This window comes from Duganella kummerowiae, assembly GCF_053572355.1.
The window spans coordinates 295,096-312,321 of record NZ_JBKFEH010000002.1; the positions used below are offsets into that span (position 1 = coordinate 295,096).

The 17,226-nt window shown below is 66.1% G+C and carries 16 protein-coding genes; 8 read left to right on the forward strand and 8 right to left on the reverse strand.

Translation table 11 applies throughout. The features are described 5' to 3' along the window. Nucleotides 1-132 precede the first annotated feature (132 nt). Entirely contained in the window at nucleotides 133-513 is a 381-nt protein-coding gene (locus ACLB1G_RS02095; protein ID WP_491625514.1) for a hypothetical protein, read from the forward strand. A 10-nt stretch (nucleotides 514-523) separates the two neighbouring features. After that, on the forward strand, nucleotides 524-913 hold the full coding sequence (locus tag ACLB1G_RS02100) for a hypothetical protein (protein WP_491625515.1): 390 nt from the start codon (nucleotides 524-526) through the stop codon (nucleotides 911-913). Here the strand turns inward: ACLB1G_RS02100 and ACLB1G_RS02105 are convergent. Genes ACLB1G_RS02105 through ACLB1G_RS02115 form a run of 3 tightly spaced genes read right to left on the reverse strand, consistent with a single transcriptional unit; the run spans nucleotide 910 to nucleotide 3,670 of the window. Continuing rightward, the gene (locus ACLB1G_RS02105; RefSeq protein ID WP_491625516.1) at nucleotides 910-1,701 is read right to left on the reverse strand and encodes a TatD family hydrolase; all 792 of its coding nucleotides are present in this window, start codon (nucleotides 1,699-1,701) and stop codon (nucleotides 910-912) included. The two genes, ACLB1G_RS02100 and ACLB1G_RS02105, sit on opposite strands and share 4 nt — an antisense overlap. Before the next feature lie 9 nt (nucleotides 1,702-1,710). After that, complete coding sequence (gene lolD, locus ACLB1G_RS02110) at nucleotides 1,711-2,412, reverse strand: lipoprotein-releasing ABC transporter ATP-binding protein LolD (RefSeq protein ID WP_491625517.1); 702 nt, start codon at nucleotides 2,410-2,412, stop codon at nucleotides 1,711-1,713. Continuing rightward, complete coding sequence (locus ACLB1G_RS02115) at nucleotides 2,405-3,670, reverse strand: lipoprotein-releasing ABC transporter permease subunit (RefSeq protein WP_491625518.1); 1,266 nt, start codon at nucleotides 3,668-3,670, stop codon at nucleotides 2,405-2,407. The genes lolD and ACLB1G_RS02115 overlap by 8 nt, the downstream gene beginning before the upstream one ends. 194 nt (nucleotides 3,671-3,864) lie before the next feature. On the opposite strand from ACLB1G_RS02115, the gene ACLB1G_RS02120 reads away from it, so the two are divergent. The 6 genes from ACLB1G_RS02120 (at nucleotide 3,865) to ACLB1G_RS02145 (ending at nucleotide 8,914) form a co-directional block, all read left to right on the forward strand. Next, nucleotides 3,865-4,929, forward strand: a complete 1,065-nt coding sequence (locus tag ACLB1G_RS02120) for a hypothetical protein (protein ID WP_491625519.1) — start codon at nucleotides 3,865-3,867, stop codon at nucleotides 4,927-4,929. Next, nucleotides 4,926-6,620: a single-stranded-DNA-specific exonuclease RecJ gene (gene recJ / locus ACLB1G_RS02125; RefSeq protein ID WP_491625520.1), complete on the forward strand. Its 1,695-nt coding sequence runs from the start codon at nucleotides 4,926-4,928 to the stop codon at nucleotides 6,618-6,620. The genes ACLB1G_RS02120 and recJ overlap by 4 nt, the downstream gene beginning before the upstream one ends. A 71-nt stretch (nucleotides 6,621-6,691) precedes the next feature. Then, nucleotides 6,692-7,129, forward strand: coding sequence for an antitoxin Xre-like helix-turn-helix domain-containing protein (locus ACLB1G_RS02130; RefSeq protein WP_491625521.1), 438 nt, complete (start codon nucleotides 6,692-6,694; stop codon nucleotides 7,127-7,129). Nucleotides 7,130-7,159: 30 nt separating this feature from the next. Further along, nucleotides 7,160-7,819, forward strand: coding sequence for an RES family NAD+ phosphorylase (locus ACLB1G_RS02135; RefSeq protein WP_491625668.1), 660 nt, complete (start codon nucleotides 7,160-7,162; stop codon nucleotides 7,817-7,819). An 8-nt stretch (nucleotides 7,820-7,827) separates the two neighbouring features. Continuing rightward, entirely contained in the window at nucleotides 7,828-8,157 is a 330-nt protein-coding gene (locus ACLB1G_RS02140) for a DUF2288 domain-containing protein (protein WP_491625669.1), read from the forward strand. Between the two features lie 52 nt (nucleotides 8,158-8,209). After that, nucleotides 8,210-8,914, forward strand: a complete 705-nt coding sequence (locus ACLB1G_RS02145) for a GntR family transcriptional regulator (protein WP_491625522.1) — start codon at nucleotides 8,210-8,212, stop codon at nucleotides 8,912-8,914. A 31-nt stretch (nucleotides 8,915-8,945) separates the two neighbouring features. Here ACLB1G_RS02145 and ACLB1G_RS02150 read toward each other — a convergent pair whose 3' ends face one another. The 5 genes from ACLB1G_RS02150 to ACLB1G_RS02170 form a co-directional block, all read right to left on the reverse strand. After that, nucleotides 8,946-10,286 (reverse strand): energy transducer TonB, encoded by a 1,341-nt coding sequence (locus ACLB1G_RS02150; protein ID WP_491625523.1) that lies wholly within the window; start codon nucleotides 10,284-10,286, stop codon nucleotides 8,946-8,948. 65 nt (nucleotides 10,287-10,351) lie between these two features. Next, nucleotides 10,352-10,909 carry a hypothetical protein gene (locus ACLB1G_RS02155; protein WP_491625524.1) on the reverse strand — a complete coding sequence of 186 codons (558 nt, stop codon included), beginning with the start codon at nucleotides 10,907-10,909 and terminating at the stop codon, nucleotides 10,352-10,354. Between the two features lie 106 nt (nucleotides 10,910-11,015). Continuing rightward, nucleotides 11,016-13,481: a glycoside hydrolase family 95 protein gene (locus ACLB1G_RS02160; RefSeq protein ID WP_491625525.1), complete on the reverse strand. Its 2,466-nt coding sequence runs from the start codon at nucleotides 13,479-13,481 to the stop codon at nucleotides 11,016-11,018. A gap of 65 nt (nucleotides 13,482-13,546) precedes the next feature. Next, a complete protein-coding gene (locus ACLB1G_RS02165; RefSeq protein WP_491625526.1) occupies nucleotides 13,547-14,908 on the reverse strand; it encodes an 8-oxoguanine deaminase in 1,362 nt (453 codons plus the stop codon). Nucleotides 14,909-15,028: 120 nt separating this feature from the next. Further along, the gene (locus tag ACLB1G_RS02170) at nucleotides 15,029-17,185 is read right to left on the reverse strand and encodes an alpha/beta hydrolase domain-containing protein (RefSeq protein WP_491625527.1); all 2,157 of its coding nucleotides are present in this window, start codon (nucleotides 17,183-17,185) and stop codon (nucleotides 15,029-15,031) included. Nucleotides 17,186-17,226 lie beyond the last annotated feature (41 nt).

The window sequence follows — 17,226 nt, forward strand, 5'->3', positions numbered from 1 at the left end:
CTGCCCAGTTGGCATCAGGCGATGGTAGCGATGGTCAAGGCAACGGAGTTTGATCTATCGCCACCTGCAGGAGTATAAATAAATGTACAAAAGTGGCTACGCTAACGATTTCCAGATCTGCGCGTGGCCGATATGTTCAGCAATTTACGTCCTGGTGACCCCGTCGTTTTACAGAAGGCCTTGCGTTTCTTGTTTCAGGACGCCAATGGACGATATTGGCTGCGTAGCATTTACGGACAGCGCGTTACGCCATCAGGAAAGTATGACTTTGTAACGATGCGTAGTGGGATCATTCGCGTGGCGCGTCCAAATGGTAGCTTTGCTTTTTCAACCCACCTCGGCTTGAGCGGCGGCGCTGACGTCAGATACGCGGGATCAGTACGATTCGCGAACAATGCAGGGCCGCGACGTGGGACAATGGTCCACTGGCAGAACGATTCTGGACAATATCAACCGACCGCATCAATGGCATATGCCGCCGGTTTACCGCTGGGCTTATTTGTGCAATATTGAGGGGGCTAGCATGATGGATCAGAGTGCAATTGAGACGATCACTACACTCTCCTCGAGGGATGCCGCGACCTTGCTTATGGAGCGCTATCCGGCTGATACCGCCAGCTGTGGTGCAGCCTTCACCGTCATGGCGCATCGTTCCTGGAAGCGGCCTGATCAAATACGTCTGGCCCGCTTTTACCTGCGGAATATGCCGTTCGCCAGCGCCAAGCCATACGAAGTGCTGGCATCGTTCATGTCGCTGCCGTCATTGATCTCCGCTGTGAAAGACGCACTGCCATCCAATGCCGATGATCTGAAGCTTGTCGCGTATCACGTCGCGCCGGTGCTGCGCAGGAATGCGAAAACAGAAAGAGATCGGCATGCCGTTGATGCGTTCCTGGCGCAACTGCAGGGTTAAATCGTCATGCGCGGCAGGATGGCGCGGGCGTTGGCGCCGGTGGCGGTGGCCACTTCGTCCACGCTGATGCCGCGCAGTTCGGCCAGCATGGCGCCGATGCGGGGGATCTGGTCGGGACTGTTACGGCCGGGATGGACCCAGGCCGGGGAAATATCGGGCGCATCGGTTTCCAGCACGATGGATTCCAGCGGCAGCCCGGCTGCCAGGCGGCGGATCTGCAGCGCGCGGGTGAAGGTCATGGCGCCGCCAAAGCCCAGCTTGCAGCCGGCGTCAATATAGCCTTGCGCCTGCTGGACGCTGCCGTTGAAGGCATGGGCGATGCCGCCGGCCGGCGGAATCTGGCGCACATGCTTGAGCACCACGTCCTGCGAGCGGCGCACATGCATCAGGGCCGGCAGGCCGAAATCACGGGCTATCCTGAGCTGCTCGCGGAAGAAGTGGACCTGCTTGTCGCGCATGGCCGGCTCGGTCAGCATGGGGATGAAGAAATCCAGCCCTACCTCGCCGATGGCGACAAAGCGCGGGTCGTCCATGGCCGCCGCCACCCGCTCGCGCAGCAGCAGCAAATCACCCTCGCTGGCGTGCGGCACGTAGATGGGATGGATGCCGAGCGCGTAGCAGCCATTGTCCACGCTGTGGGCCAACTGCCGGACCATGGAAAAATTCCCCACTTCCACCGCCGGAATCACGATCATGGCGACACCCTGCCCGGCCGCCAGCGCGGCCTGGCTGGCCGATTCGGCGCCGAATTCATGGGCGTCCAGGTGGCAATGGGTGTCTATCCACATGGCGGACTCTTAAAGCGTGTCGGGCTGCAGGCCGGCGTCGGTCATGCGCAGCACGCGGTCGCAGCGGCGCGCCAGCTCGATGTCATGGGTGACGATCACGAAGGCCGTGCCCAGGGTGCGCGACAGTTCCAGCATCAGGTCGAAGATCTGCTGCGCCGTGCCGTGATCGAGGTTGCCGGTCGGTTCATCGGCCAGCACGCAGGCCGGCCGGGTCACCAGGGCGCGCGCCAGGGCCACGCGCTGGCGCTCGCCGCCGGACAGCTCGCCCGGCACGTGGGTCACGCGCTTGGCCAGGTTGACGCGCGCCAGCACCTGCTGCGCCGCCTCGTTGGCCTCGGCCCGTTTGGTGCGGCGTATCAACAGCGGCATGGCGACATTGTCCAGCGCCGAGAATTCCGGCAGCAGGTGGTGGAACTGGTAGACAAAGCCCAGCTGCGCGTTGCGCAGATCGCCGCGCGCCTTCTCGCTCAGGCTGGCGAAGTCCTGGCCCTGCAGCGTGACGCTGCCGGCGGTGGGCGTATCCAGCCCGCCCAGCAGATGCAGCAGGGTCGACTTGCCGGAGCCGGAAGCGCCGACGATGGCCACGCGCTCGCCGCGCCGCACGTCCAGGCTGATGTCCTTGATCACCTGCACCGCGTAGGCGCCCTGGGTAAAGGTCTTGCCCAGTCCCCGGCAGGACAGCACCACCGGTTGGTTCTCCTGATTACTCATAGCGCAGCGCCTCCGCCGGTTTGACACGGGCCGCCCACCAGCTGGGGTACAGGGTTGCGACGAAGGCCAGCAGCACCGCCATGGCGCCGATCTGGAACACATCCGGCCAGCGCATATCGGACGGCACGGTGCTGATGGTGTAGATATCCTTGGACAAGAACTGCACTCCTAACAGATGTTCGATGAACGGTACGATGACGTCGATGTTGAGCGCCACCAGCACGCCCAGCCCGACGCCGATGATGGTGCCCAGGATGCCCACCAGCGCGCCCTGTATCATGAAGATCTTCATGATGGAGCGCGGCGAGGAACCCAGGGTGCGCAGGATGGCGATGTCGGCCTGCTTGTCGGTCACCGTCATCACCAGGGTCGACACCAGGTTGAACGCGGCCACCGCGATGATCAGGGCCAGGATGATGAACATCATGCGCTTTTCCGTGTGCACGGCGGCAAACCAGTTGGCGTTCAGCCTGGACCAGTCGCGCATCACCAGGTCGCCGCTCATGCTCTGCTTGAGCGCCACGGCCACCTCGGGCGCGCGCTGCATGTCCTTCAGGCGCAGGCGCAGGCCGGAAGGGGCGTCTATGCGCAGCAGCTTCTCGGCGTCGGTCAGGTGCACGAAGGCCAGCGCTGAATCGAATTCATTGTGCCCGGCCTCGAAGATGCCGACCACGGTGAAGGAACGCAGGCGCGGCAGGATGCCGGCCGGGGTGGGCTGGCCCTGCGCCAGGGCCAGGGTCACTTTGTCGCCCAGGTTGGCGCGCAGGGCGCGCGCCAGCTCGATGCCGAGCACGATGTTGTAGGCGCCCGGCTGCAGCGCATCGAAACTGCCGCGTTTGGTGTGCGCCGCGACATCCGACACGGCCGGCTCCATGTCCGGCAGGATGCCGCGCACCACGGCCGGACGCAGCACCTCGTCGCGCACCAGCATGCCCTGGGTCTCGGCAAACGGCGCCGCGCCGGTCACTTCGGGGTTGCGGCGCGCCTCGTCTGCCGCCTGGCGCCACTGCGGCATGGAACCGCTGGCGTCGAACACCTCGACGTGCGCCAGCACGGACAGCATGCGGTCGGTGACTTCCTTCTGGAAGCCGTTCATCACCGACAGCACGATGATGAGCGCCGCCACGCCCAGCGCGATGCCGGCCATGGAAATCAGGGAGATAAAGGAAATGAAGGAATTGCGCCCGCTGCGCTTGCCGGCGCGCGTATAGCGCAGGCCGACCAGCCATTCATAGGGCAATTGTTGGATGAAACGCATGGGGCGGGATAGCAGCCGTCAGTGTCAAAGCCCGCAGTGTGCCATATCTTGGCACTTTCATGGGTGAAACACCGCACCAAATGGAAAACGCCCCGGGCGGGACCTCACGGCGCGTGCCAGCGATGCGCCAACCGGAAGGGTCAGCGACAAGTATCAAGTGTCCATTCCAGCCTGCTATGCCCTACAATCGCGGGATGACACAGATCACCCTCGCCTTGCCCTTCGCCCTCCCCCCTGCGGAAATGGCGCCAGACCTGCTGCGCGCCGTGCAGGCGCCCGCCCTGGCAATGTTGCTTTCACGGCACAGTAACTTGCATTCCTATCATCTTGACGACGCCAGCCGCGTGCTGCCGCACGAAGCCTGGCTGGCGCATGCGCTGGGCCTGGCCGGCGCGCCGCAGCGGCCGCGCGCCGACGCGCCGCTGGCGGTGGCCGCCATGCGCGGCTGCGGTCTGGGCGCCGAAGCGCAGCAAGGCCACTGGTTCGTGCTGCAGCCCATCCACGTGCAGATTTCACGCACCCACATGCTGCTGGCCGAGCCGCGCCTGCTGCGCCTGGCCGAGGAAGAGTCGCGCGCCCTGTTCGCGCTGGCCCTGCCCTATGTGCAGGAGACCGGCAAGACCCTGCTGTATGGCGGCCCCGACTTGTGGTTCCTGCGCGCCGACGACTGGGCCGGCCTGTCCACCGCCAGCCCGGACGCCGTGGTCAGCCAGAGCTTGAGCGACTGGCTGCCCAGCGGCGAGCAGGCGCGCGCTTTCCGCCGCCTGCAGAACGAGGTGCAGATGCTGTGGCACGAGCATGCCGTCAACGAGGCGCGCCAGGCGCGCGGCCTGCAGCCGGTCAATTCGCTGTGGCTGTGGGGCGGCGCCAATGCGCTCACCGTCACCGCCGCCCAGCCGGCGGTGGGCATTACCGCCGCGGCCGGCCTGCCGGCGTGGATGAGCGCCGTCAGCGCACCGGCCCTGCGCCAGGTCTCCGCCGCGCAGCTGGTGGCGGACGGCCGCGACGCCGCCATCATGCTGGCCGACCTGATACCCGACGCCCAGGCCGGCGACTGGGGCATGTGGCTGCAGCAGCTGCAGCGTCTGGACACGGAATGGCTGGCTCCCCTGCTGGCCGCCCTGCGCGCCGGAAGCATTGGCCGCCTGGCGCTGGTGCTGGGCCACCGCGACGACTGGATAGAGGTCGGCTGCAGCCGCTACGGCCTGTATCAGTTCTGGCGCAAGCCTTCCCTCTCGCTGCTGGGGAAAGCAGCATGACCCGTATCGCCACCCGTCCCTGCCCCTGGCGCGAAGCGGAAATGCTGCGCCAGGGCGGCATCCACCCGGTGCTGGCGCGCCTGTATGCGGCGCGCGGCCTGGCCGATCCCGGCGAGCTGGCCAGCGAACTGGGCGCCATGATCCCGCCCTCCGGCCTGCTGCACGTGGACGCCGCCGCCGTGTTCCTGGCCGATGCCATTGCCGCCGGCCGCAGCATGGTGATCGTGGCCGATTACGACTGCGACGGCGCCACCGCCTGCGCCGTCGCCCTGCGCGGCCTGCGCAGCATGGGCGCGCGTATCGATTTCATCGTGCCCAACCGCTTCGAATACGGCTACGGCCTGACGCCCGAGATCGTGGCGCTGACCGCGCGCGAGCATGAACCGGACATCATCATCACGGTCGACAACGGCATCGCCAGCCTGGACGGCGTGGCCGAGGCCAGGCGGCGCGGCATCGACGTGGTGGTGACCGACCACCACCTGCCCGGCGACGAGTTGCCGGACGCGCGCGTGATCGTCAACCCCAACCAGCCGGCCTGCGGCTTTCCCAGCAAGCACCTGGCCGGCGTCGGCGTGGTGTTCTACGTGCTGCTGGCCCTGCGCGCCGAACTGCGCCGCCGCGGCGTGTTCGACGCCCAGACCCAGCCCAAGCTGGACAGCCTGCTGGACCTGGTGGCGCTGGGCACGGTGGCCGACGTGGTCAAGCTGGACACCAACAACCGCATCCTGGTGGCCCAGGGCTTGAAGCGCATGCGCGCCGGCCGCATGCACGCCGGGGTGGCGGCCCTGTTCCGGGTGGCGGGACGCGATCCGCGCAACGCCAACCCGTTCGACCTTGGCTTCGCCCTGGGCCCGCGCCTGAACGCGGCCGGCCGCCTGGAAGACATGTCGCTGGGCATAGAATGCCTGGTCACGGACGACGAGGCGCGCGCCTGGCAGCTGGCCCAGCAGCTCAACGAGATCAACCTGAAGCGGCGCGAGATCGAAGCCGGGATGCAGGACACCGCCCTGCTGCAGCTGGACCGCTACACGCCGGCCGACAGCAGCACCATCAGCGTGTTCGACGACTCCTGGCACCAGGGCGTGATCGGCATCGTGGCCTCGCGCCTGAAGGAAAAGTTCTACCGCCCCACCATCACCTTCGCGCCCGGCGCCGAGGGCTGGATCAAGGGCTCGGGCCGCTCCATCCCGGGCTTCCACCTGCGCGACGCGCTCGACCTGGTGTCCAAGCGCGCGCCCAGCCTGATCGAGAAGTTCGGCGGCCACGCCATGGCGGCCGGGCTGACCATACGGGCTGAGGCCTTCGAGGCCTTCGCGCAGGCTTTCGAGGAAGTGGGGCGGTCTTGGCTTACCCGGCAGCAGCTAGAGCGCGTAATCGAGACCGACGGACCGCTGGAGGACGAGTACTACAGCACCGCCTTCATTGAACTGATGGATGGCCAGGTATGGGGCCAGGGCTTCGCCCCGCCCGTGTTCTGCGACGAATTCCGCGTGGTCAGCCAGCGCATCCTCAAGGAACGCCACCTCAAGCTGCTGCTGGAGCGCAATGGCAGGCGCTACGATGCGATCTGGTTCGGCCATGTCGACGCCCTGCCGGACCGCGCGCGGGTGGCGTTCCGGCTGGACGCCAACGAGTATAACGGCGTAACCAAAGTGCAATTGCTGGTGGAGCACGCGGAGCCGGCCTGACACCAGCACTCCAGAATCAGTTTGCAATTCATCCGAAATCGGAGTATAACCACTCCAACGACGGAGGAATCATGCATCTCAACTATGCCTACCCCAGGAGCCGTTTCGAGCCCACGGTCCTGGTGGACCTCAACTCCAAGGCCGAGCGCGAGCGCCTGTCGCAATCGGCCCTGAAGGGCTTTTTCAAGCTGATCGAGGCGTGGGGCGTGCGCGACGAGGACGCCCGCCAGCTGCTGGGCGGCGTCTCCAGCAGCACCTACTACGACTGGAAAAAGAAACCGGACCGGGTGCTGGAGGTGGACTGCATCACCCGCATCTCCTACCTGCTGGGCATCTACAAGGCGCTGCACATCCTGTATGGCGACAAATTGGCCGACCAGTGGCCGACCCTGCCCAACAAGAACACCATTTTCGGCGGCCGCACCCCGCTGAGCGTGATGCTGGCCGGCGGCCTGCTGGCCATGCAAACGACGCGCAAGCTGCTGGACGCACGCCGCGGGGGCCTGTAAGTGCCGTTCAAGCACACCCCGGCCCTGGCCATGCTGCGGCAGTTCGACACCTGCCGCCTGCTGCCCTCGCGCTTTGCCGATGTCGAGGATTCCGTGCTGTCACCGCTGGCCGACGGCGACGCGCACTTGCACGACCTGTTCGACCTGGACAACGCCACCAACGCGCGCCTGCTGGCGCAGAACGGCGCGGCGGCTGGCATCGACATCGATGAACTGGTGTTCGGCGTGCCCAACTTCCGCATCATCAACGCCGCCTACACCTATGCACGGCCGGAAGGCAGCCGCTTCAACGACGGCGAGCGCGGCGCCTGGTACTGCGCCTTCGACGCCGGCACGGCCCTGGCCGAGGTCAGCTTCCACAAGGCGGTGGAATATGCCGAGATCGGCCGCTACGACGACAGCGTGCAGTACCAGGCCATGCTGGCCGACTTCACGGCCCAATTTCATGACCTGCGAGGCGATGAGCGCTTTGCCGACTGCCTGGACCCGGACAGCTACATCGCCTCCCAGGCCCTGGCCGCGCGCCTGCTCGACAGCGGTTCGCTGGGCCTGATCTATCCCAGCGTGCGGCGCGCCGGCGGCACCAACCTGGCCTGCTTCCGCCCCGCGCTGGTGGGCAATGTACGCAAAGGCCCCGTGTATCGGTTAACATGGCGGGGCAACCCCGTACCGATCATCGAAACCTGTTGAGCCATATGATGCAAACCAAGCCAGAAAACGATACCGACCTGCGCCTCAAGGTCAACCGCGAAACCGCCCGCCTGCCGTGGGTGGAGCTGCTCAAGCACTTCGCCGCCGGCAACGTGGTGTGGGTGGCCAACTCACTGGACCTGGTGGACGTGGCGGTGCGCATTTCGCATGACGACAAGGCCAGCATCACCCAATGGATGAACGCCGGCCTGCTGGCCAAGGTCAGCGACCTGCAGGCCCAGGGCTGGCTGGAGGCCAACGCCGAGCTATGGGCGGTGGTGGTCAGCCCCTTCATCCTGGTGCAGGAACAGAAAGCCGTGAAGGGCGCGGTCCACTGAACGCGGCGGCCCTTGGCTGACATAAATTGCAATGGCAATGTATCATTGGGCCATGCCTGCCCTCATCCCCATCGACAAGCCACGCAACAGCGGCAGTTCCGCCGACATCGCCCACGACATCGCCGAGGCCATCGCGGCCCGCAAGCTCCCGCCGGGAACCAGGCTGAGAGAAGAAGCGCTGTGCCGGCTGTATTCGGTCAGCCGCACCAAGATCCGCGCCGCGCTGCTGATCCTGTCCAAGGACAAGCTGATCAACGCGGTGCCGGACAAGGGCGCCTTCGTGGCCCAGCCCAGCGAGACCGAGTCGCGCGAAATCTTCGCCACGCGCCGCATCGTGGAGGGAGCGCTGGCGCACGAATTCGTGGCCCGGGCCAAGGCGGCCGATTACCGGCGCCTGGAAAAGCACTTGAAGGAGGAACGCTGTTCGCTGGACCAGGCGCCGTCCAAGGCCAGGCAGCAGCTGCTGGGCGACTTCCACGTACTGCTGGCCGATGTGGTCGGCAACCAGGTGCTGCGCGAAATCGTGCGCGAGCTGGTGGGCCGCAGCACCCTGATCACCATGCTGTACCAGTCCGAGCGCGACACCGCCTGCTCCGCAGACGAGCATCGCGCCTTCCTGGACGCGGCCAAGGCCGGCGACGCCGACCAGGCGGCCCGCATCATGCTGGACCACCTGCACCATGTCGAAGCCGCCCTGGACTTTGGCAGCAGCACCTCCGCCGCCAGGAAAGACCTGGTCAGCGCCCTGCTGATGTAGACCGGCGGCCCATCATGGTGCTGTTGATGTCCTAGGGCTGTAATCTGGCCTTGCACGCTGCGATGGCAGATACCGCCCGATTGACCATCGCCCCCATATAACTCGCCACATAGGCGTTATATGCGCTCTGCCCCATGGTAGCGGGATTGTCCTGGGCGTCGCATTGCGGCGGCGTGGCACGCAAAGACTGCAAGCGTTCGCGCAGCAACTCATCCGAATTTGCCACGCTGGCCATCACTTCCTCGTTCTCTTTCATGGCGTCCTCGAATCTCTTGGCACTTTCGCCAGCCATCAATGCCACATCTTTCAGGGCGTACCCTGCGGCGGCATCAGCGCGAAAGGACACGTCGGTTGCAAGCGCTATCCGACGCAATTCAATCAGATTGGCGTTACCGCTGCAAACAGGCAGCTTGGGTGCCAGGTAGTCGAGCGAAGCCGGACACTTGCCGGCGCCAGCAGCCTGTGAGCCGGCTGCAGACTGCGCTGCTGGCTGGGTGTTGGCCGGCTGCTCGCTGCCGCCTCTCGCCTCGCCTGCCTTGGCTGGCCCCGCTGCCACAGTACGTCCGGCTGGTTCGGAAGCTGCCTTAATCGAATGTTTGCCTTGCGCCCCGCCTTGTTGAGGTGCGCTGGAAGACGTGGTCTCGTTTTCGAGCCGCTCAGCCGCCAGGCGTCGCAAGACGGGTTCCAGCGTGACCCGCTGCTGTGCGATGGTTTTTTTCAGACTCGCGACCACATCGCGGCGCGTGGCTGGCGCAAACTGGGCGGCCTGTTCCAGGAAACGGTCAGCATCATCAAAAACGTTCAAGCCCAAACTGGCGTTAGCTGCCAGAAAATTGGCGTCGAAATTCTTCCTATCCAGCTTAAGCGCGGCGACAGACGACTCCATCGCCCCCCTGAAATCCTTGATCAGCAACTGGTCACGCCCGCGTTGAATCAGGCTGGCAAGGCGCCCCTGCGTGCCGGAAGGTGCTTGCTCTTGCGCTGCTGCAGACGCATCAGTATCGTTGTCCAACGCCCATTTGTACTGAACCGCCAGGACCGACGCAACCGGCTTGCCATTGCGCCGGGCCGCGACGAATTTACATAGGCGTATGCCTTCCAGCGCGGCATTATCCAGTGATTCGAAACCGCTCGATTCCAGTATCCTGGCGCTCTGCACCGCGCCATCGGCGCCGATAGCAAACTCGATCACGGTACTGCCCTCCTCTTCATTGCGCAAGGAACTCAGAGGCCACTTTGGCTTGTCGCAAGTCGTGAAGTCCGCAACCGCCTTGGCATTCGACCTGTTCTCGTCGGCGTTGGCAACCGACAGTAGCGCTGCCGTCGCCAGTACACAGCCATAGCACACCAAGTTTATCAATGAGAATTGCATACCGCCTCCGTGCCACCGGACTTCGCTAAGCACCATGGGAGTCAGCCCCGGGCGTTCTTGTACGGCTACTGGTAACACTTCTTCAGCAATGCGTTGTATTGATCGGCATCGAGCATGCCTGAGCGCTCCACGTCGTCCAGCACCGCACACTCTCCGCCCTCTTTTACGCCGGTTGCCTTCAAGGGCGGAGCAGCTTTTTTCTGCGCATCCCGGATGCGTTGTGCATGGCGTAGCTGGTCAGCCATGGAGCGCAAAGCATTATCGGCCTTGGTTTGCTCCAGAGCCCTTACCTGAGCATTGCAATGCGCCATGGTACGGTCCAGTTGCTGCTCAAAACGTTGCAATTGCTCGCCAAGGGCCTCGCAATGCCTGGTCAGACATGGCTTGGACGCCCCGCCGGGCGCCTGCTTGCAGACCAGATCATCCAGCATGCAAGCCGAATGATCGGCGGTGATGGTCTTGATCTTGCTTGATTGCGCAGCCTGGTAGTCCTGACAATCCCGGGCCTCGCGAACAAAGCCCAGCTGGGCAGGCAAAACGATGGGGCGATTAAAGACTTCAGCGGCAACGGCGGGCGCTGCGGCGCACAGAGCGGCGGCGGCGGCGGCGGCGGCGGTCATCATACGCGATATTTCCATTTTCCCTCCAGCCCACCTCATGTATCGCGCGGAATCGTGATAGATCGGTGTTAGAAGAGTAGACGACAACCGTAGAATTGTCAAATAAGCATTACCTCACTACTTCCACCTGATAAACCTGCCCCTGCACTGCATTGAAGGCGAGGCTGTAGCCGATGGCGCTACGCTCGCTGCGGGCCGGGATACTTTTTACTTCCACCGGCACGGCCGTGCGCAGCACGCAGCGGCCGTCCTGGCGCGCTGTGATGCGGGCGGCGCGCAGCTGGCCAGCTTGCCAGCGGATGTCCACCACATAGCCGCCGCGCGCCGCCAGCCCCTGGACCTCGCCCTCCTGCCACGCATCCGGCAAGGCCGGCAGCAGGTGCAGTTCCTGGTTCTGGCTTTGCAGCAGCATCTCGATCACGCCGGCCGTGCCGGCGAAATTGCCGTCGATCTGGAATGGCGGATGGGCGTCGAACAGGTTGGCGTAGGCGCCGCCGTGCTTGTCGCCCGGCCTGGTCAAGCGCAGCAAGTTGCGGAACAGGGTGTGGGCGTGATTGCCATCCAGCAGGCGCGCCCACATGTTGACTTTCCAGGCCAGGCTCCAGCCGGTGCCGTCGTCGCCGCGCAGTTCCAGCGTGCGGCGCGCCGCGTTGGCCAGCTGCGGCGTCGCCAGCGGCGAAATCAGGTTCGCCGGATGCAGGGCATACAGGTGGGATACGTGGCGGTGGTGCGGATCGACATCCTCGAAATCCTTGTACCACTCCTGCAACTGGCCCTTGGAACCCACCTGGAATGGCAGCAGCTTGCCGGCGGCGGCCTGCAGCTCGGCACGGAAATCCGCGTCCACGCCCAGCGTCCGGGCGGCCGCGTCGACGTTGCCGAACAGGTCGCGGGCGATCGCCATGTCCATGGTGGAGGCCACGCTGACCACGCCTTTCTGCTTGTCGCCGTAGTAGAAATCGTTCTCGGGCGAGGTCGAGGGCGAGGTGACCAGGTGGCCGTCGGCATCCGTCTGCAGCCAGGCCAGCATGAAGCGCGCCGCCTCCTTCATGACGGGATAGGCGCCCTGCAGGTAGGCACGGTCGCCGCTGTACTGGTAGTGCTCCCACAGGTGGCGGCTCAGCCACGCGCTGCCCATGGCCCAGTTGGCCCATTTGGGATCGCCCTTGCCCAGGTCGCCGACCGGATTGCTGGTGGCCCAGATGTCGGAATTGTGGTGCACCGCCCAGCCTGGGGCGTGGTAGTAGGAGCTGGCGGTTTCCTTGCCGGTCACGGACAGGTTGCGTATCAGGTCGTCCAAGGGGGTGAACAGCTCGGCCAGGTTGGCGCTTTCAACGGGCCAGTAGTTCATCTGCACATTGATGTTGGTGGTGTAGTTGCTGCTCCACGGCGGGCGCACCGCATTGTTCCAGATGCCCTGCAGGTTGGCCGGCGCGTTACGCGTGCGCGAGGACGAGATCAGCAGGTAGCGGCCGTACTGGACGTACAGCGCTTCCAGTCCGGCGTCCGGCTGGCCTGCCGTGTAGTCGGCCAGGCGGCGGTCGGTAGGGATGGCGCTGCGGTCCGCCTCGCGCGGGTTGATGGTGAGCGAAACGCGGTCGAACAGGCGGTGGAAGTCGGCCAGGTGGGCCGCGCGCAGGGCGGCGTAGCCGCGCCGGGCGGCGCCGTCGAGCGCGGCCCGGGCCAGCGCGTGCTGGTCCTTGCCGGCGCTGTCCGGACACTGGTCGTAGCCCGCAAAGCTGGTGGCGGCCGACAGCAGCAGCACGGCTTCGGAAGCGCCGGTCACGGAGACGCGCTGGCCGTCGCTGGTTACCTTGCCATCCTTGACGATGGGCTGGACGATCAGCTCGTAGCGCATGCCCTTGCAGCCGGCGGGATCGTCGTACACGACGGGTTCGGCGTTGTAATTGACGTAATTGGGATCGACATGGGCCGGCGCCTTGCCGCGCAGGACCAGCGCGCCATCGGCGGCCGTGGCCTCGGCACGCAGCTGGCTGCCGGCCTCCAGTTCAAAGTTCAGCTGGCGCGGCCGGTCGGCGCTCAGGCGCACCACGATCACCTGGTCCGGCGCCGAAGCGAACACCTCGCGCTGGTAACGCACCCCGTTCACGGTGTAGGAGGTAGTGGCGATGCCGTCGCGGATGTCCAGCCCGCGCCGGTAATCGGCGGGCTGGGCGCCCTTCAGGTCCTGGCGTATGCGCAGGTCGCCCAGCGGCAGGAAGCTTTCGCTGTAGCGGCCCTGCATCTTGCGCGCCAGCGCGTAGCCCGCCGCGTAATCGCCGCGCGCCAGCGCCGCCCTCACCTCGCCCAGCGCCTGGTAAGCGCCGGGATTGATGTTGGCGGCAACCGGGCCGCCACTCCACAAGGTGGCCTCGTTCAGCTGCAGCAGCTCCTCGCCGGGGCGACCGAACACCATGGCGCCCAGGCGGCCGTTGCCGACCGGGAGGGCTTCGGTCCACACCGAGGCGAGTTTATCGTAGTGGAGCGACAGCGCGTTGGAGGCAGCGGCCTGCGCGTCCTGCGCCAGCGATACGGCCAGCACGCCGGCCAGGAATGGGAAGAATGTGGTTTTCATGCTTACATGCTAACCCAGATCGGCGGGCAATTGTACTCAATATATTGCGTACTAACCAAGGACCGCTAGCGCGCCGTCTCGGCCAGTTCGTGGGCCAGCGCATTGTGGCGTTCGACCACCACCGGCAGGTCGATGGTGGCCAGCTGCCCGTCGCGCACCACCACCTTGCCGTTGATGACGCTGTAGCACACGCTGGGCGGGGAGCAGAACACCAGGGCCGCCACCGGATCGTGCAGCGCGCCCGCGTAGGCGATGCCATCGAGCTTGAAGGTGACGATATCGGCCGACATACCCGGCTTGAGCGCGCCTATATCGTCGCGGTTCAGGACCCTGGCGCCGCCCAGCGTGGCCACTTCCAGGGCCTGGCGGGCGGTCATGGCGTCCGGGCCGAAGCCCACCCGCTGCAGCAGCATGGCCTGGCGCACCTCGCCCATCATGTGGCCGGCGTCGTTGGAGGCGCAGCCGTCCACTCCCAGGCCCACAGGCACGCCCCGGTCCAGCATGGTGCGGATGGGCGCGATACCGGACGCCAGCCGCATGTTGGAGCACGGGCAGTGCGCCACCCCGGTGCCGGTGCGGGCGAACAGGTGGATGCCGTCGTCGTCCAGCTGCACGCAGTGGGCGTGCCACACGTCGCGGCCCACCCAGCCGCAATCCTCGGCGTATTCGGCAGGCGTCATGTTGAACTTCTCGCGGCTGTAGGCGATATCGTTGAGGTTTTCCGCCAGGTGGGTGTGCAACGACACGCCATGATGGCGCGCCAGCGCCGCCGCTTCCTTCATCAGGTCGCGCGACACCGAGAACGGCGAGCACGGCGCCACCACGATGCGCTCCATGGCGTGGCGTGAGCCGTCGTGGTAGGTCTCGATCAGGCGCTGGCTATCCTTGAGGATGGCGGCTTCTGCCTCCACCACGCGGTCCGGGGGCAGGCCGCCCCTGGACTGGCCCACGCTCATGGAGCCGCGCGCCGCGTGGAAGCGCATGCCTATGCTGCGCGCCGCTGCTATGCTGTCATCGAGCCGGCAGCCGTTCGGGTAGATGTACAGGTGGTCGCTGCTGGTGGTGCAGCCGGACAGTATCAGTTCCGACATGGCGGCCAGCGTGGACACCTGCACCATCTCCGGCGTCAGGTTGGCCCAGATCGGATACAAATTGGTCAGCCAGTTGAACAGCTCGCCATTCTGGGCCGCCGGAATCACGCGGGTCAGGCTCTGGTACATATGGTGGTGGGTATTCACCAGTCCCGGCATCACCACCTGGCCGCTGGCGTCTATGACTTCATCGGCTTGCTGCGGCAGATCGGCGCTGGGGCCCACCTGTTCAATCACATTGCCGCGCACTAAAACCGCGCCGTCCGCGATTTCGCGGCGCTCCTCGTCCATGGTTACCAGTACACGCGCATTCTTGATCAGTAGAGTCTTGGTCATCGCTTCTTCGAGAGTTGAACACTGCGGAAACAATGCATGGGCACTGCGGAAACAATGTGTGGGTTATGTTTGGCCTGCGTCCGGATTATGCCTGCGTTCGGCGCACCTGTTATCGAGGATTTACTTGGAAAAAAGGTAATCGCAATCCTGCCCTGCCGGATCGCGCGCCAGGATGCGGTCGTACAGGCCAGTGTTCCCGGCGATGCTGCGCTCCACGTCTTCCGGCAGCAGCAATCCGGCCACCACCTGACGGCCGGCAGCGGCGCGCACGGCGTCCACGTAGGCCTCGCGCGTGGCATAGCGGGCTTCCAGGCTGGGGCGCGGATCGCCGGCCGCGCGGCGCTCGGCCTCGGTGCGGGCGAAGGGCACGAAGCTGCCGTCGAAGCGTGAGGTGGCCCACGCGAAGCCGGTGTCCGGCGCGCGCAGGTTCCATCCGGTGTGGGTGCCCAGCGGCGCCTGCAGTTCGACCAGGCGCACGCCGCCCTGGTCGTTGCCGTCGGCGTCCGGCGCCGGAACTCGGGTCTCGTAGTCCGCCAGCTGGCGCGGTGGCGCCACGTCTGCCACGCCCTGACCTGCAAACCTGGGACCGAAGTCCAGGCGCGGCGGGCGCAGGTTCTGCCGCGGCGGCGCCAGCCCGGCGATGGCCGGAAAGGCGGCGCGGTAGCCCGATACCGTGACCAGCGTGCCGTCGGCCAGCCGCGGATAGGCGCTGGCCGGGGGCGCCTTGCCTTGCAGGGTCCAGTCGTCCAGCGCCAGGACCAGGGCGCGCATGGGCAGGTAATGGTCGCTGGTGGAGACGCACTGCGTGAACGGCGCTCGTGTGCGCGAGCGGCCCACGTAGTGCTGCGCACCCATGAAGGCGTACAGGCGCACGTTGTCCGCCGGCGCGACGTCCTGCTTGCCGTCCGGCGTGGTGGCGATCAGCGAGGCGCCGCGGTTCCAGAACTCGGTCGAGGTGTTGGCGACAAACAGCTTCGGCAGGCGGCCGTCGCGGTCGCGTGCGCGGTCCAGGGTGGAGGCGGTCACGCCGGTCACCGGGTCGCGCGACGGCGCCGTGGTGAACGGGAAGGCGTCGGCCGGGTAGTCGTGCTCCTCCAGCATGGAAGGATGGCGCGTGGGCTGGGCAAAGCGGCTGTTGAAACCGGCCGAGCCGCCCGCGCCCGGCACCTGCAGGTAGGCGCCGCTGAACACCAACTGGCCGCCCTCGTCCACGTTCAAGCCATCGTGCATCATGCGGCCGATCAAGCGCCCGGACTGGCTGATGCCGAACATGAGCACGTTGCGCGGCGCCGGCGCACCCTCGAACGGATGATCGCGGAACCAGGACAGCAGGTCGCGGATGCCGGCCAGTCCGGCACCCGTCACGTACGGGTCCCTGGCGGCGTAGCTCACCTCGTAGATCACGCCAGGCTGGAAACCGCCATCGAGCCGTATGCGTCCGGGGCCGCCTGCCTGCTCCGGGGCGGCGAACCGCCAGCGGCTGCGCAGGATCACACGACGCATGTCGCCGGGACGGGCGCGCTCGGTCAGCACCGCCTGCCTGTCGTCCGGCGTGGCCGGCTCGTAGGTCAGACCGCGCATGCCGGCGTAGGTGGCGATGGCGGCGGGCGCCGCCACAGTGAACTCGTTGTACACCTTACCAGTGACCCCGCGCGCCACCGGCGGCCGGAACACCAGCGGACGGTTGCCGGGCGCACCGGGCGCCACGTCCCAGGTCCAGGCCGAGAACAGCAGCGAAAAGCCGTGCCGCATCAGGAAGCCGTCGCCAGCGTCGGCAGCGGTAATCGGATCGTTGTTGGCCGGGCTGCGGCCGTTGACCTGGCCAAGGATGGCGATGCCACCGCGGTTGTTCACGTCGTACAGCAGGGTGGAAGGCTGGCCGCCGGCAGGCCGCAGCAGCACGAATTCGCTGGAAAACACCACCTTGCCGCGCGCGTCGCGCGGCGCCAGCTTGAGGTCCACGATGGCGGCGTTGGCTGGCGCGTCCGGATCGAGCGCGTAGTGGGCCACGCCGCGTATCTTTTCGTAGGCGCCAGCCTCGCCGAAGCTGGCGCCGGACGCGAACGGCGCGCGTTCCGTGATTTCGATACGCTCGACGGCGGCCTGCGCCGGGCAGAAGCAGCAGGCCAGCGCGGTGCCCAGCAGCGCCGCTGCGGGCTTCAGGCGCGAACGCCCCGACATGCAGCCATCGCTGGCGCCCCGGACGCCGGCCGCCGCGGTGAGGGCGCCATCGCGGCGGCGCGGGTTGAAGAACTCTATTAAGGATTGCAGGTACATGGACGCTCACGGTCTGGACAGGTTGGACTGTCAGCAGTGTA